12 protein-coding genes are annotated in these 14,442 nt (G+C 63.5%); 1 reads left to right on the top strand and 11 read right to left on the bottom strand.

From position 1 onward, the window contains the following. Window positions 1-10: 10 nt before the first annotated feature. Window positions 11-274, bottom strand: coding sequence for an acyl carrier protein (locus X751_RS156170; protein WP_023671787.1), 264 nt, complete (start codon window positions 272-274; stop codon window positions 11-13). 22 nt (window positions 275-296) lie between these two features. Further along, on the bottom strand, window positions 297-2,234 hold the full coding sequence (gene asnB / locus X751_RS156175; protein WP_023744244.1) for an asparagine synthase (glutamine-hydrolyzing): 1,938 nt from the start codon (window positions 2,232-2,234) through the stop codon (window positions 297-299). Between the two features lie 583 nt (window positions 2,235-2,817). Here asnB and X751_RS156180 point away from each other — a divergent pair. Then, window positions 2,818-3,687, top strand: a complete 870-nt coding sequence (locus tag X751_RS156180) for a hypothetical protein (protein WP_023744243.1) — start codon at window positions 2,818-2,820, stop codon at window positions 3,685-3,687. A 207-nt stretch (window positions 3,688-3,894) separates the two neighbouring features. Here the strand turns inward: X751_RS156180 and X751_RS156185 are convergent, their stop codons facing one another. The 9 genes from X751_RS156185 to X751_RS156225 all read right to left on the bottom strand — a co-directional run bounded on the left by X751_RS156185 (window position 3,895) and on the right by X751_RS156225 (window position 14,440). Then, window positions 3,895-5,409: an aldehyde dehydrogenase family protein gene (locus X751_RS156185; RefSeq protein WP_023744242.1), complete on the bottom strand. Its 1,515-nt coding sequence runs from the start codon at window positions 5,407-5,409 to the stop codon at window positions 3,895-3,897. Window positions 5,410-5,584: 175 nt separating this feature from the next. Beyond that, window positions 5,585-6,859, bottom strand: coding sequence for an RNA polymerase sigma factor (locus X751_RS156190; protein ID WP_023707663.1), 1,275 nt, complete (start codon window positions 6,857-6,859; stop codon window positions 5,585-5,587). Then, complete coding sequence (locus tag X751_RS156195) at window positions 6,856-7,230, bottom strand: YciI family protein (RefSeq protein ID WP_023671781.1); 375 nt, start codon at window positions 7,228-7,230, stop codon at window positions 6,856-6,858. Before X751_RS156195 ends, X751_RS156190 begins: the two co-directional genes overlap by 4 nt. 82 nt (window positions 7,231-7,312) lie before the next feature. Then, window positions 7,313-8,413, bottom strand: coding sequence for a DNA topoisomerase IB (locus tag X751_RS156200; RefSeq protein WP_023744241.1), 1,101 nt, complete (start codon window positions 8,411-8,413; stop codon window positions 7,313-7,315). Window positions 8,414-8,476: 63 nt separating this feature from the next. Continuing rightward, window positions 8,477-9,238: a hypothetical protein gene (locus X751_RS156205; RefSeq protein WP_023686315.1), complete on the bottom strand. Its 762-nt coding sequence runs from the start codon at window positions 9,236-9,238 to the stop codon at window positions 8,477-8,479. After that, window positions 9,235-10,113 (bottom strand): glycosyltransferase family A protein, encoded by an 879-nt coding sequence (locus X751_RS156210; protein ID WP_023741010.1) that lies wholly within the window; start codon window positions 10,111-10,113, stop codon window positions 9,235-9,237. Before X751_RS156210 ends, X751_RS156205 begins: the two co-directional genes overlap by 4 nt. Next, entirely contained in the window at window positions 10,106-11,041 is a 936-nt protein-coding gene (locus X751_RS156215) for a glycosyltransferase family 2 protein (RefSeq protein ID WP_023725135.1), read from the bottom strand. The genes X751_RS156210 and X751_RS156215 overlap by 8 nt, the downstream gene beginning before the upstream one ends. 101 nt (window positions 11,042-11,142) lie before the next feature. Then, window positions 11,143-12,027, bottom strand: a complete 885-nt coding sequence (locus tag X751_RS156220; protein WP_023725136.1) for a transglutaminase family protein — start codon at window positions 12,025-12,027, stop codon at window positions 11,143-11,145. A gap of 1 nt (window position 12,028) precedes the next feature. Beyond that, window positions 12,029-14,440 (bottom strand): circularly permuted type 2 ATP-grasp protein, encoded by a 2,412-nt coding sequence (locus X751_RS156225; protein WP_023744240.1) that lies wholly within the window; start codon window positions 14,438-14,440, stop codon window positions 12,029-12,031. Window positions 14,441-14,442: the final 2 nt, after the last annotated feature.

Genomic DNA, 14,442 nt, shown 5'->3' with positions numbered 1-14,442 from the left:
CCGTTGGCGCTTACGCTGCCAGCGTTTGTGCTCTCGCCTCGATGAAGGACGAGATGCGGTCAAGCGAGTCCAGGTTGGCCGGAACGATGTCGGCATCCACCATCGCGATGCCGAAATTGTCCTCGATGAAGGCCACCAGCTCAAGTACCGCAGTCGAGTCGATAATGTCGTTCTCGATCAGCGAGGCTGAATCCGACAGTTTGTAGGAGGTGTCGCCGAACAGGAAGTTGTCGACGATAAAGCTTCTGACCCTGTCCTTGATTGCCGTCATCATGTCTTTCCTTTTCCTCGCCGTCTCAGGCCGCTCTTGCCGCGCCGGCCGCTTGGCCGGCGAAATTCTTCTGCCACAGCTGCGTCGACAGAATGCCGACGAAGGCGGCGTTGTCGCGAAATCCGGTCGCGGTCTCAATGCGGCATTTCTCGTGGAGCTTGGCCACCGCCTTGGCGTTGAACAGGCCGCCGGCGGTAATGCTCGCCTCGCCCAGGCAGTCACGAACATAGTCTAGTTCCTCCGCCCCGACGAAGGAGCGGGCCTCCGGGGCGCGGTAAGGTTGCTTGGTGCGTTTACCGATCGCCGCCGGAAGGTGGTGCCTGGCCACCTTGCGCAATATGTGCTTCTCCATCAAGCCTTTCAGTTTCATCTCCGGCGGAAGTCTTGCCGCGAACTCTACCACGCGATGATCCAGGAAAGGAAACCGCCCTTCGATGCCGTGCGCCATGGCCATCCGATCGCCTTGACTGGAGAGGATGTAGCCGGGCAGGAGGAAGCGGGTTTCGAGATATTGCGCCTGATGCAGCGGATGCCATAGGGAAAACGCCTCGGGTAGGCGGCTGGTCAGCTCTTCAGCTGCGTCATAACCCTTCAACGTCGCGCGCAGGTCGCCGGAAAAGAAGATTTTCGCCGCCGCCGTGGTCTTGAAGCGTGGCCGATGCGAGAACAGCGGATCGTCGAGGGCAGCGTTGCTGGTGCCGAAGAAGGCAGCCAGATACTCCACCGATTGCTGTTGCAGGCCCGGCAGATACGGGTAAAGCCGGCGGAACAGCTGCGGCCTTATGCGCGATGTGGGCTGCCGCCCGCAGAACCGGCGGACACGCGCCTCCTTGAAGACGTCGTAACCGGCGAAGACCTCGTCGGCGCCTTCACCCGTCAGCACCACCTTCAGGCCGGCCTGGCGAACCAGGGCGGACAATTTGTAGAGTGGCGCTGGCGCCGTGCGGATGATCGGCCGCTCGGCAAAGCGGATGACGTCAGGAAAGACGCTGGCGATATCGCGGGCGCCGCATTCTATGGCGTGGTGGCGCGTGCCGAGCGCCGAGGCCATTTCGGTCTGAAAGGCGCTTTCGTCATGCTCGGCGCTGTCGAAGGTTACGGAAAATGTCTCCAGTCTCCGAGGAGTCATGCCGGCGGCAAGCGCCGAAACGAGCGACGAATCGAGCCCTCCGGAAAGATAGGAACCGACCGGCACGTCGGCCCGCATGCGAAGCCTCACCGCATCGGTCAGAAGGGCTTGCAATTCCTCTGCCGCGTGGTCCTCGTTCGTGATCTTCGACGGCTCATCACGATGCGGATAGTCCAGGTGCCAGTACCGTCTGACCGTGACCTGCCCCTGCGTCGCGATCATCACACTTGCCGGTTCCAACTCGTGGATATTGCGGAACGCCGTGCGCGGAGCGATCGGCGCCCACAGCGTAAAGATCTGATCCAGCGCAATCGGATCAATTTCAGCGGAGACGCCCGGGACCTTCAACAGAGCTTTGATCTCCGAGGCAAAGTAAAGCACCCCGTCCTTACTTGTGTAGAAGAGCGGCCGGACACCCATCCGGTCTCGTGCAAGCACCATTCGTCGCTGCCGATTGTCCCATATCGCCAAGGCGAAATCACCGTTCAGGAGAGACAAGCAGTCTTCGCCCATCTCCTCATAGAGCTGAAGGATGACCTCTGTGTCGCTCGACGTCCGAAAGTGCCGGCCCTTGGCGATCAGCCCTTCACGCAGTTCTATGTAGTTGAAAATCTCGCCGTTGAACGCAATCGTCAAATTGCCGGCCTCGTCGGACATCGGTTGCTGGCCATCGCCGATGCCGATCACCGACAGCCGCGCATGCCCGAGCCCGGCATCGGGTGCTACGAATTTCCCTTGCTCATCCGGCCCACGATGGGCAATTGCGGCTACCATGTGCGTGAGCAAAGCTTCCGCATCCCGGATTGACCCGAAATAACCCCCGAATCCACACATCCCTTGAACTCATATTGAACGCTAAGGTACGGAACATAACCTCGATAGTGGCATCTGGGGTTAATCCGATAATTTCACCGAGCATGTGGTTAACAAGAAGTTTGCCACGATGTGGTCTTGGTGGCTAGGACGCGATGGCTCTCCATCACCTCGCGCTTGCGGCCGTAATAGCCGGAACGATAGCCCAGGCGCTCCGACGTGGCGAACCGCCTGGATACAAACGGACCGCGCGCAACGTGCTGGCGATCTTAAGGCAAATTCAACCGCAGGCTGCCGGGCTGACTATTATTGCGGTAGGTTTTTCAACGGTTGCAATGGCTTAGCGTTTTCCGACACGCCCTAGGCGCGAACGGACCAGAGCGTTTCCAAAAAAGTGTGACACGGTTTTCTCTGCAGAAGCGCGCGGCGCTTCTCAAGCAATTTGCCTCGAAATCAAGAGATGACGGGGGTTTCAACGTGTCTGTAGAACGGTTGATCGCTCTAGGCCTTTTGTCCGGGTTGGCATGGCCGGACACGGGCGGCTAAGGCTGGAAATGTGATTGCACGTCTTCGCTGCCGGGGGGCTGGCCGGAGGACGAGGAGGATGGCGCTGAATTTCGAATATATTGCCGGCCATCCGGCGCTGCACCGTCATGTCGAGGCGCAGTCGAAGGCGTTGCTGCATATCTATGAAACGAGCCCACGCCTGGCCGCCGTGTTCGCCACGCAACAGCGCTGGTTGCTGGCTCACACCGGCCTAGCCCTGCATTTCGCCCGCGACCCGCGCGATCCCCGCACGGAACTGACACTGGCCCGCTTCATCGATGCCGTGCTTCACTATTCCGTCGCTAGCCGCAACACGGCCGAAGCCTTCATCAAGGAGATGCTATACTATCACATCATCGAATACCTGCCGCACACCGGTGATGGACGAGCCCATCCCTTTCAGGTGACGGCAGCGACGCTGAAGGAATTCGACGGCTGGGTGGTTGCGCATCTGCGCACGCTCGACGGTCTCGACAGCGGCAGCCGCCTCGCCGCCTTTCTCGAGCAGCACGGCATGATTTCCAGGCTGCAGCCGCTGGTGGCGGAAGGCCTGCTCTCCTCCAACCCAGTGCGTGAGCCCAAGCAGACGTTTTCGCTGTTCATCTGGCTCAACAATGGCGGCATCGTCATGGATTGGCTGATGTCCGGCATCGATCCCGACAATGCCGCCCTCGACCGGATCCCGACCAGCGTGGTTTCGATCGGCGAATTCGCCAGTTGGCTAAAACTCTCGCGCACCCATCTTGCGCGCAAATTGCGCGACGCCGAAAAGCGCGGCAGCGTCGGCTGGCTGGGCCGGCGCGGGCATTCGGTGATGTGGGTGTCCAACAGCTTCTACCAGGAATACATGACCGTGCAGGCCGCCAAGCTTGCCGTCATCGATGCCGCGTTCGAGGCCTGCCGACCGGCGTCGCCGCACGCTGGCTGAACGTTCGGCGCAGACGCTGTTGCGCAGCCGATCGTGCCGACCGCGAGGACCCGTCCGGGCGCATGGCCGAGGTGGCCTTTCCGCCGTCGGGATACGGACATCTGGACAGCGGGGGCGAAGCCTGAAAGCGGAACGATCCGCGCGAGCGGCAGCGATCCGCCCGACGGGTTCGGGTGGATCAACTGGTCAAAAGCCGGGCGCAGCATCTCAATCGATGTCGAATGACACGCCCTGCGCCAGCGGCAGCGCCTTGGAATAGTTCACCGTGTTGGTGGCGCGGCGCATATAGGCCTTCCAGGCATCGGAGCCGCTCTCGCGCCCGCCGCCGGTTTCCTTCTCGCCGCCGAAGGCGCCGCCGATCTCGGCGCCCGACGTGCCGATGTTGACGTTGGCGATGCCGCAATCCGAACCATCGACGCCGAGGAAGCGCTCGGATTCCTGCAGGTCGCGGGTGAAGATCGACGACGACAGTCCGGCGCCGACCGCATTGTGCTCGTCGAGCACGGCATCGAAATCGGAATATTTCATCACGTAGAGGATCGGCGCGAAGGTTTCTTCGGTGACAGGAGCCACCTGCTTCGGCATTTCGACCAGCGCCGGATGCACGTAATAGGCATCGGGATGGCCATTCTCGACCCGCGAACCGCCGGTCAGCTTGCCGCCGTGAGCGGTGGCTTCCTTGAGCGCCTTCTGCATGGCGTCGAAGGCCGCCTTGTCGATCAGCGGCCCGACGAGCGAAGACGTCTCCAGCGGATTGCCGACCGAGACGCTCTCATAGGCCTTCTTCAGCCGCGGCAGCAGCGCGTCATAGACGCTGTCATGCACGAACAGGCGCCGCAGCGTCGTGCAGCGCTGGCCGGCGGTGCCCATGGCGCCAAAGGCGATGGCGCGCAGCGCCATGTCGAGATCGGCGGTCGGGCAGACGATGCCGGCATTGTTGCCGCCGAGTTCGAGCACGGCGCGGGCAAAGCGCTTGGCCAGACGCGGGCCGACATCCCGGCCCATGCGGGTCGAGCCGGTGGCCGAAACCAGCGCCACCTTCGGGTGGTCGACCAGGATCTCGCCGACGGAGCGGTCGCCAATCAGCACCGGTGCCAGGCCCTGCGGCGCATCTGCGCCGAAGCGCTTGACCGCGCCGGCAAAAATCGCCTCGCAGGCGAGCGCCGTCAGCGGCGTCTTTTCCGAGGGCTTCCACACCACGGCGTCGCCGCAGACCAGCGCGAGCGCCGCGTTCCACGACCACACCGCGACCGGGAAGTTGAAGGCCGAAATGACGCCGACGACGCCGAGCGGATGCCAGGTCTCCATCATGCGATGTCCCGGACGCTCGGTGGCGATGGTTAGACCGTAGAGCTGGCGGGAAAGGCCGACGGCGAAATCGCAGATGTCGATCATTTCCTGGACTTCGCCGAGGCCTTCCGACGGGATCTTGCCGACCTCGATCGACACCAGCCGGCCGAGCTCGGTTTTGTGCGCGCGCAACTCCTCGCCGAGCACCCGCACCAGTTCGCCGCGCCGGGGACCCGGCACCATCCGCCAGGCCTGGAACGCCGTGTGCGCGGCATCGATGGTCTTGGCCGCATCGGCCGGCGAAATCGTCTTCAGCGCCGCGATCTGTTCACCCGTCACCGGACTGCGCACGACGAGGTCGCCGCCGGTCAGCGCGTCCTTGGCCACACCCAGTTTCGCCAGAAGTTCGGCCGTTTCCTTCGCTATCGTCATTTTTGTCCCTTTCAGATCCGCTCGCCATCATAGGGCGGCGGTCGAGCCTTGGCGCCATTATCGCCCGCATGCCGCAGGCGCTGTCATGGCGTGCCATTACTCGTTTCAGGGGAAAATCGCCACCCCGGCATGGTCCAAGCCGAGATTGCACGATTGAGCCAGAGGAGGAACAGGCTTAGTGCGCTGTCTTCGCCGGCGCCTTCACGGCTCCGTCTCGCATCAGCCGGTCGATATGCATGCGGATATGGGCGGCTTCCGCTGCCGTGTTGGCCAACGCAATGGCGCGATCGAAGGCGACACGCGCCTCTTCGCCACGGCCGAGCTGCATCAACAGACCGCCCTTGAGGCCGAAGAAGTGGAAATAGCCGGACAGCCTCTCGCCAAGCGGCTCGATCATGGCAAGGGCAGCTTCCGGCCCGCGCACCTTGGCGACCGCAACGGCACGGTTCAGCGTCACCACCGGCGAAGGTTGCATCGCCTCCAGCAGGCTGTAGAGCAGGTCGATCTCTGTCCAGTCGGTCTCCTCGGGGGTTGCCGCCCGCGCATGAAGGGCGGCGATCGCCGCCTGCACCTGGTAGGGTCCGGGCTTCTGGTGGCGCAGGGCCTTGTCGACCAGCGCCAGGCCTTCGTCGATCATCTTGCGGCTCCACAGCGAGCGGTCCTGGTCGTCGAGCAGCACGATCTCGCCATTCTCGTCGAAGCGGGCCGGCGCGCGCGCATGCTGCAGCAAAAGCAATGCCGTCAGGCCCATGATCTCCGGCTCGGTCTGGAACAGCCGCAGCAACAGGCGCGCCAGCCGGATCGCCTCCTCGCAAAGCGGCGCACGCGCCGGCGCCTCGCCGCTGTTGGTGGAATAACCTTCGTTGAAGATCAGATAGACCATGGCGGCAACGGCGGCGAGCCGCTCCGAGCGCTCGACCGCGCCGGGCGTCTCGAACGGCACGCCGGCATCGGCAATGCGCGCCTTGGCGCGCGTGATGCGCTGTTCCATGGCGCTTTCGCCGACCAGGAACGCACGCGCGATCTGCTTGACGGTGAGACCGGAGACGATGCGCAGCGCCACCGCGATCTGCTGCGTAGGCGGCAGATCCGGATGGCAGCAGATGAACAAGAGCCGCAATATGTCATCGCGGTAGTGCGCGCCGTCCAGCCGTTCGGCGATATCGCTCTCGGCATCTTCCAGGTCCGAGATCTGGTCCTCTTCCGGCATCGGCGCCTGCTTGGCGCGCTTGCGCACCGCGTCGATGCCGGTGTTGCGGCCGACAAAGATCAGCCAGGCCGCAGGATCGCGCGGCGGCCCGTTCTGCGGCCAGTTCTTGAGTGCCCTCAGGCACGCGTCCTGGAAAGCTTCCTCCGCCGTATCGAGATTGCGGAAATAGCGCAGCAGCGCACCCATAGCCTGCGGGCGGGCAGCGCTGATCGCCGAGCTTATCCAGGCGAGGTCTGTCATGTGGCTACTCTGGTTGGGTTGAAGACGGAAACCGGTCGGATCTCATAGGATCCGCCGCTGGGATTGACCTCGGAAAGCTCGCGCGCGAAGTCGACGGCTTCGTCGAGATCGGCGCATTCCAGCGTGTAGAAGCCGAGGAACTGTTCCTTGGTCTCGGCAAACGGTCCGTCGATGACGACCGATTCGCCCTTGACCTTGCGCAGCGTCGTCGCGGCGGTGGTGGGCAAAAGCCGCGCCACCGGCCCAAGCCGGCCGGCTTGAGCGTATTTTTCCTGCACATGCATGAGCTTTGCCATGACCTCGTCATCCTGTGCCTTGCTCCAGGAGGAGACGACATCTTCGGAGGCATAGCAGAGGATAGCGTAGAGCATGGGACGTCCTTTTCTGTCTCAAAGGACGAAACAGTAGGGCCTATGCCGACATGGCGTCGACAAAAAAGTTACGCCATTTTTGTCAGCCTTCGCTTGCCTTCAACCATCTCAGCACAAGAGCCTCTTCATCATCGAGACCGTCTATCGATCGCTTGCGCTTGTTGGCCTCGGTCATTTCGCTAAGCAGCCGCCCTTCCACCCAGGCTTCGAAAACCTGTGGATGGATGTAGCATTTGCGGCAGACGGCGCGTGTGTTGCCGAGCCGCTCGGCCACCTTGTCGATGACGGCGTTCATTACACGCTTGGTCTGCGCCTGGCTTTCGGGAAGATCCGTCCGCGCAAACAGCGACGCGGCATGGATGGTACCGCCCCAGGTGCGGAAATGCTTGGAGCTGAAATTGGCGCCGATCGCGTCGCGGATATAGCGGTTGACATCGTCGGAACGCACCCCATGCCTCTCGCCGTCCTCGTCGAGATATTGGAACAGTTGCTGCCCCGGAATATCCTGCGCGCCGCGCACGACCCGGGCGATGCGGCGGTCGACCAGCTTCAATTTCCATTCCTTGCCGGACTTGCCCTTGAAGGCAAAGCGCAGGCTGGATCCCTTGATGTCGACGTGGCGGTCGCGCAGCGTCGTCAGCCCAAAGCTCTTGTTGTCGCGGGCATAGGCGGCATTGCCGACCCGGATCATCGTGTTGTCGAGCAGCCAGACAATTGCCGCCACGACGCGCTCGGCCGGCAGGCCACGGCGGCGCAGATCGGCATCGATCCGGCGGCGCAGCTCCGGCAGGCTTTCGGCAAAGGCGACAAGGCTGGAGTATTTGGCGCCGTCGCGCTCGGCGGCCCACAGCGGATGGTAGCGGTACTGTTTGCGCCCGCGTTGGTCGCGGCCGGTCGCCTGGATGTGGCCGGCGGGATCGGGCGAGATCCACACATCCGTCCATGCCGGCGGAATGGCCAGCGCCTTGATGCGGGCAATGGCTGCCGCGCCGACGGCCTGTCCTTTCGCGCCCTTGTAGGAAAAGCCTTCGCCCGCCTTCAGGCGCCGGATCCCCGGCTCGCTGTCGCTGATATAGGTGAGCGAGGCCTGTTCGGCAGCGGTCTGCGCGCCGTTCTTCGGCGCTCCATCGTCCCCCCGTCCGGCAGCCGACCGGCCGGATGGCGTCCCAGATTTGTCAAGCATGCCCGCTCCACGAGATTTTTCTCGTAGATAAGCGCTAAGCCGACTGCTGGTTCCACCCCGTTGCTATGGAATGTGGTCGGGTCCACCAATGGTGGCACCAGCCGGCACGGCCATCCAGAGGCCGCCATCGTCGACGTGAGGCGGATGGTAGTCGCGCCCGGGCGGAATCTGTTCGAACACGGCCCCTGCCTCATCGGCAAGGTAGTCATAGCCCACATCCTGCAGGAGCCCCTTTGGATCAAGGTGGTGGTAGAGATTGCGGCGGGCGATCCGCCGCTTCGGCTCCATCATCTTTAAATGATAGAGGTTGAGCCCGCTGTTGCGGGCCTTGAAACCAAGATCGGGAGGATACCAGAGCCCGTGCAGGTCCTCTGGTCGGTACTTCGCCGGATCGTAGGCTCTGAACAGACGATACTGGAACTTTTCGGCCCACAGCCCGTCGACCCGGTACTCGGTCGGCGAATACAATTCGCGGAGCCGGAACCCCCAGGCCATGCGCCTGTAATCCCCCGTCAGCTGTCCGATCCGCTCCGCGGTACCGCGTTCCAGCCGCTCATCGGGATCAATAGCCAGGATCCAGTCGGCGGCAGCTTCATGCGCTGCGTCGAGCAAGATCCGCCGCCGCTGCGGCTCGCTGCTGAACACGCCGGTCGCCCCGCGATCGTCATAGGCAATCCAGCCGTCAACGACCGGATCGATATTGGTGATCAGATCGGCAACCAGATGCGCGTCATAACGATAGCTGAAAACTGCGACCGTTCTCTGGCGCGTCCAGAACAGTCGGCTCCGTCGCCAGCGTCGAGGCTTGATTTGGCTCGTTATCATTTTCTTGTTGCCGCTTTCACGCGATTTCGCACGCCAATATAGACACCCACGGATTTGACCAGCAGGGCAAGCCAGACAATTGGCATCGACATCATCGCGAAAGTTCGATCCCGATCGGAAAGCCCGATCTTCGCCAGCTTGCGGGCATTCCGCCGATCGCGAAACGTGTCGCGAAAACACCGAAACGGAGTGTTCAGGGCGGACGCTGCGAGGTAATCGCCGCGGCGACAGCCGCGCCTGTACTGATCGGCAAGCAATCTGGACAGCCGGGTTTCGTTGCGATGAACGGTTTGCACCTTAGGCTCCCAGACCGGCTGCAGTTCCTGCGGCAGCCGCCCCAGGAATTCGGTGTCTTCGGCAGCAGGCATGGTTTCATCGAACAAGCCATATTCATCGAACAGCCGCCGATCGAACGACACGCCGTAACGCAGCGCACGATCCGACGGCAGACCGGGAAGCCGTCGCATGAACATGATCAGATGAGCCGCACAGGCGATCAGATTGCGCGGATGGCTATTCACCATCGCGCTCGCCACGGCGCGGTCGCCAGCCAGATGCCGCTGCATCCGTGCCTCGGCCCAGCCCGAACAGGCGAGGCAATCATCGGCAAGAAAGGCAACGAAAGGCGCTTTGGTGGCCGCAATGCCGAGATTGCGGGCTGCGCCGACAAACAGCCTTCGACCGACCTCGATCACTGGCACCTTGACCCCGGCGCCGGTCAGCAGCGCCAGGACCTCGCCTCCGCCCGAGTTGACCACCATGATCTCGAGCGGCGCATTCTGATCAAGCAGGGATGTCACCGCCTCGACGATTTGAGCCGGCGCGCGATAGCCGATGACAATGACGGCAAGCTGCGGCGGGGCTGATTCAGGCACGTTGCAACTGGACGCGCGGAGAGGAAAACCAGCGCCGCAGCGCCAGCTTCAGCTGGTAGCGCCTGCAACGCCAGGTGTTCGACCGCACCTTCGGCGCCGCCGCCGCGATCCTCAGGAACCGCGCCGCCGTCTCCAGATCGCCGCGCGCATAGTGAACCCTGGCGATCTTGAGGGCGACCAGCCCCTCCCTGGTTTTTAGCGACGACAGTGGGATGCCACAGTCAGTCAGCTCGCGCAGCGCCAGCCGCCAGTCGAGAAAGCGGCGCACCGGCCTGGTGATGAAGCGATCATCGGAACGCACTGCCGAAACGTGGTAGATCATGACGGGATGCACGATCAGGGCAAGCGACGCCCTGCCCATCAGCCTGGACCAGAACAGCGTGTCCTCGTCATAGGCAAGCCCGGTCGGGAAGCGCGTGTCGCCGACGACGCGCCGGGAAACCAGCGCACTGCCCACGGCGATCGAGCGAATGTGACCTTCCAGATAGGCCGAGGCATTGGCTATACCATCTTCTATGTAGCCGGCTGGAAGCTTGAGGTTCCGGTTCTCGCCATCGGTGCGCCGACGGTAGGCGCCGATCACCATGTCGGCGGCCGGCTGCGCCCCCGCCCGGACCAGCATCGACCGCAGCCCGCCCTCCAGATGCAAGTCGTCGGCGTCGATCAGGTAGATCCAGGAGCATTGCGCCTGCGCCAGCGCCACATTGCGGGAGCCGCCCGCGTCCCGGCAGTTGCTCATGAGCACGCGCAACGGCAACGAGAATTGCGTGGCGGCATTCAGCGCGGCTTCTGCCGTCCCGTCCGAGGAGGAATCGTCGACCAGCAGCACCTCGCCGATAACCTCGGCTTCGGAACGAAGCGAGGCCAGCGTGGCCGCTATGGTTGCCGCCGCATTGTGCGCCGGGATGATGACACTGATTGCCGTCAATACCGAACTCCGCATCAGCATGCCTGCCGACCGATCCTCCCCGAAGTTTCAACCGAGCATAACGGGCATCGCCGTTGTTGAGAAGCTGTGCTTCGAGGCTGTCAGGCCTTCTCGAGCGCGACCGGGATGACGTCGACGGCCTGGTCGCCGACCTGGCCGCCGGTGGTTTTCAGCACGCCGACGATCGGAGCCACGTCGGAATAGTCGCGGCCATAGCCAACGGTGATGTGGTCGTTGCTGGCCCGCATGCCATTGGTCGGGTCGAATTCCTGCCAGCCGGCATCGCGCCCACACCACACCTTGACCCAGGCATGCATGGCATCGGCGCCTTCGAGCCGCGGCTTCCCTTTCGGGGGAATGGTGCGCAGGAAGCCGCTGACATAACCCGCAGGAATACCTAGCCCGCGCAGGCCGGCGATCATGATGTGGGAGAAGTCCTGGCACACGCCCCGCTTCAAACCGAAGGCATCGCTGGCCCCGGTACGCACCGTGGTCGCTTCCCCGTCATAGGTGAAATCGCGGTGGATGCGGTTGCACAGATCGATGGCCATGCCGACCGTCGAGCCGCCGGCGCTGTCGCGGGCATAGGCGGTGATCGCCGCATCGATGCCGGCATGATCGCTGGCGGCGAGAAAGTGATGCGGTGCATCCGGCGCCAGTGACCGTACGGCGCCGAGTTCTTCCTGCAGGCGCTGCAGATCGGGCGACACGTCGAGCCCAGGCTCCGGCCGTGACACCGACACGCGCGCGCTCATTCTGATGTCGAGCCCGTCATGGACGTCGCGAAAGGCGATCGCGGTGACATTGTTGCCGAAGAAATCGGCAAAATCCGTGCGCTCCGATGGGGTCGGCACAAACGAAAGCGAGGCCGCGATCACGCGCTGCACGCCGGCAATGGTCGGCGGCAATACACGCACCTGATGCCGGCTGCCGCCGGCCGCGGCGTCATAATCGTAGCTGAGATGAAGCCTGATATCGTACAGCATGTTAACCAAAATACGCTTTAGCCAGGCTGCTATAGAGGTTGCCGATCTCAGTTGCGAGATCGTCCAGCACCTCCGCCGACATCTCCGATGGCTCCATGACGGCAATTGCCGTGTTGAGCTGCAGGATTTCCTTGGCCGCGACCGACATATGCCCCTCCGGCCCAACCGATGGCAACAGGCCGATCTCCGCCTTCAGCCGTTCGAGCTGGAACAGGATCGAGCGCGGGTTGAGTGGGTCGAGCGCCAAGAGGTCGATCACCGTGCGCCGTCCGGCCCGCACCGGATATTGCCGGCGGTGGGTCATGACGCTGTCGCCGATCTCCAGCATCATGTCGAGCGAGCCGTCCGACGCACCGGACCTTGTCAGTCGGGCTAGCGTACGGGCGATCTGGATGCCGCGCTCGATCCGCCGGCCGATCTCGAGGAAACGCCAGCCGGTGAAACGGTACATATTCTCGTGCAACAGGCCGGAGAAACCGGCGAGCTTGCGCAGCATGACCGTCATGGCCCGTGTCGCGTCGTCACCCGGCGCCACCGTGGTGGCGAACTGATGAATGGTCTTCGACAGGTCCTTCAGCGCCAGCCAGCCATCGGGCGAAAAGCGGTCGCGGATCTGTCCGGCGCTGTAGACGGCGCTGTCCAGCGTGCCGATCAATCCGGGCGGAATGGCCGCTTCGAGATCGATGCCGAAGGGTTCGAGATAGTCCCTTATATCGGCGAGCAGCAGCATGTCAGGATCGGATGTCTCGGCCAGCCGCACATGATAGGCGCGCAGGATGCGAACCGTGTCCTCCGAGCGCTCGATATAGCGGCCGAGCCAGGTCAGGTTTTCCGCCGCGCGGCTGGGCAGGCTCCCCGGCATGGTGCGGACGAAGCTGTCATGCTCCTGCGGCAGCAGCGTCTCGCGCTCGACCGACCGGTCGCTGACCACCCAGACGTCGGCCGCCTGGCCGCCGCGCTGCATGGCGATGGCCGTCGGGTCGAGCGAAAGGCCGACACGGGCGAAACCGCCCGGCATTACCGTCCAGCCATCGGGCGTGCGCGCCAGATAGACGCGCAGGCTTGCCGGTCGCGGTTCCAGCCAGCCGCCGACATAGACCGGCGTCGTCGACAGCGTCACCGCTTCCTGGCCGACGAAACCGCTGCCATCGCTCTCGATGCGCGCGATCAGCGCGATGCGTTCCTCCGGCGTCAGTGCCGAACCGAGCCTGGTCTGGCCGTCATCCTCGAAGGCCAGCCGCGTCGACAGCGCCGGACCGATCACCATGCGATCGATGTTGGCAAGCACATGGGCCCGTTCGGTTGCTTGCCCGCACCACCAGGTGGCGACGCTTGGCAACAGAAGTTCTTCGCCGCGCAATGCGCGCGAAATCTTCGGCAGGAAGGCGAGCAGCGCCCGGGTTTCCATCAAGCCCGACCCCAGCGCATTGACCGTAGACACGGTGCCGCGGCGGATCGCCTCGACCAGCCCCGGCGTGCCGATATGCGAGTCCGACCTCAGTTCCAGCGGATCGGCAAAGGCGGCATCGAGCCGCCGCCACAGCACGCTGATCGGCATCAGCCCCGAAACCGTGCGCACCATCAGCTTGCCGCCGGAGACGGTCAGATCCTCGCCCTCGAGCAGCATGATGCCGAGATAGCGGGCGATATAGGCGTGCTCATAATAGGTCTCGTTGAGCGGCCCCGGCGTCAGAATGGCGACGCGGCCGTCATTCTCCTTCGCCATGCCGATCAGCGCATCGCGAAAGCGGCGGAAGAAACCGGCCAGGCGATGCACATGCATCTCGCCATAGACGTCGGACAAAGCCCGCGTCGTGGCGACGCGGTTTTCCAGCGCAAAGCCGGCGCCCGACGGCGCCTGCGTGCGGTCGCCCAGCACCCACCAGCTTCCATCCGGCCCACGGCCGAGCTCGAAGGCGCAAAAATGCAGGAAATGACCGCTGGCCGGCATGGTGCCGACGACGGGGCGCAAAAATTCGGGGCTCGCCGCAATCAGGCCTGCCGGCAGGATTCCCTTCTCGATCAGCCGGTTCGGGCCATAGATATCAGCGACTATCTCCTCGAAAAGGTCGGCGCGCTGGACGAGACCGGCGCTGATCCCGGCCCATTCCTTGTCTTCGATCAGCAGCGGGATATGCGCCAGCGGCCATTCGCGCTCATTGGCGCCGGCCTTGTCATAGACGCGGTAATAAACCCCGGCGTCGCGCAGATACTGGTCGGCGCGGGCAAAGCGCTGGCCGAGCTTTTCCGGGCCTAGTTCCTCCAACGCCTCGATGAAGGGTGCCCAGGCCGGACGCGGATGGCCCGAAGCATCGACCATCTCGTCGACGACGCCGTCAATCGGCTGGTAGTGCTCCAGCAGACTGTGCCTCAGCGGCTTGCCGCGGACCTTTTTCTGATTCCCCTTTGCCATCG

This window comes from Mesorhizobium sp. LNJC394B00, from assembly GCF_000502555.1.
Lineage (GTDB): Bacteria > Pseudomonadota > Alphaproteobacteria > Rhizobiales > Rhizobiaceae > Mesorhizobium.
Note: the sequence above shows the minus strand (reverse complement) of the source record. Positions and strands in the feature narration are given on the sequence as shown.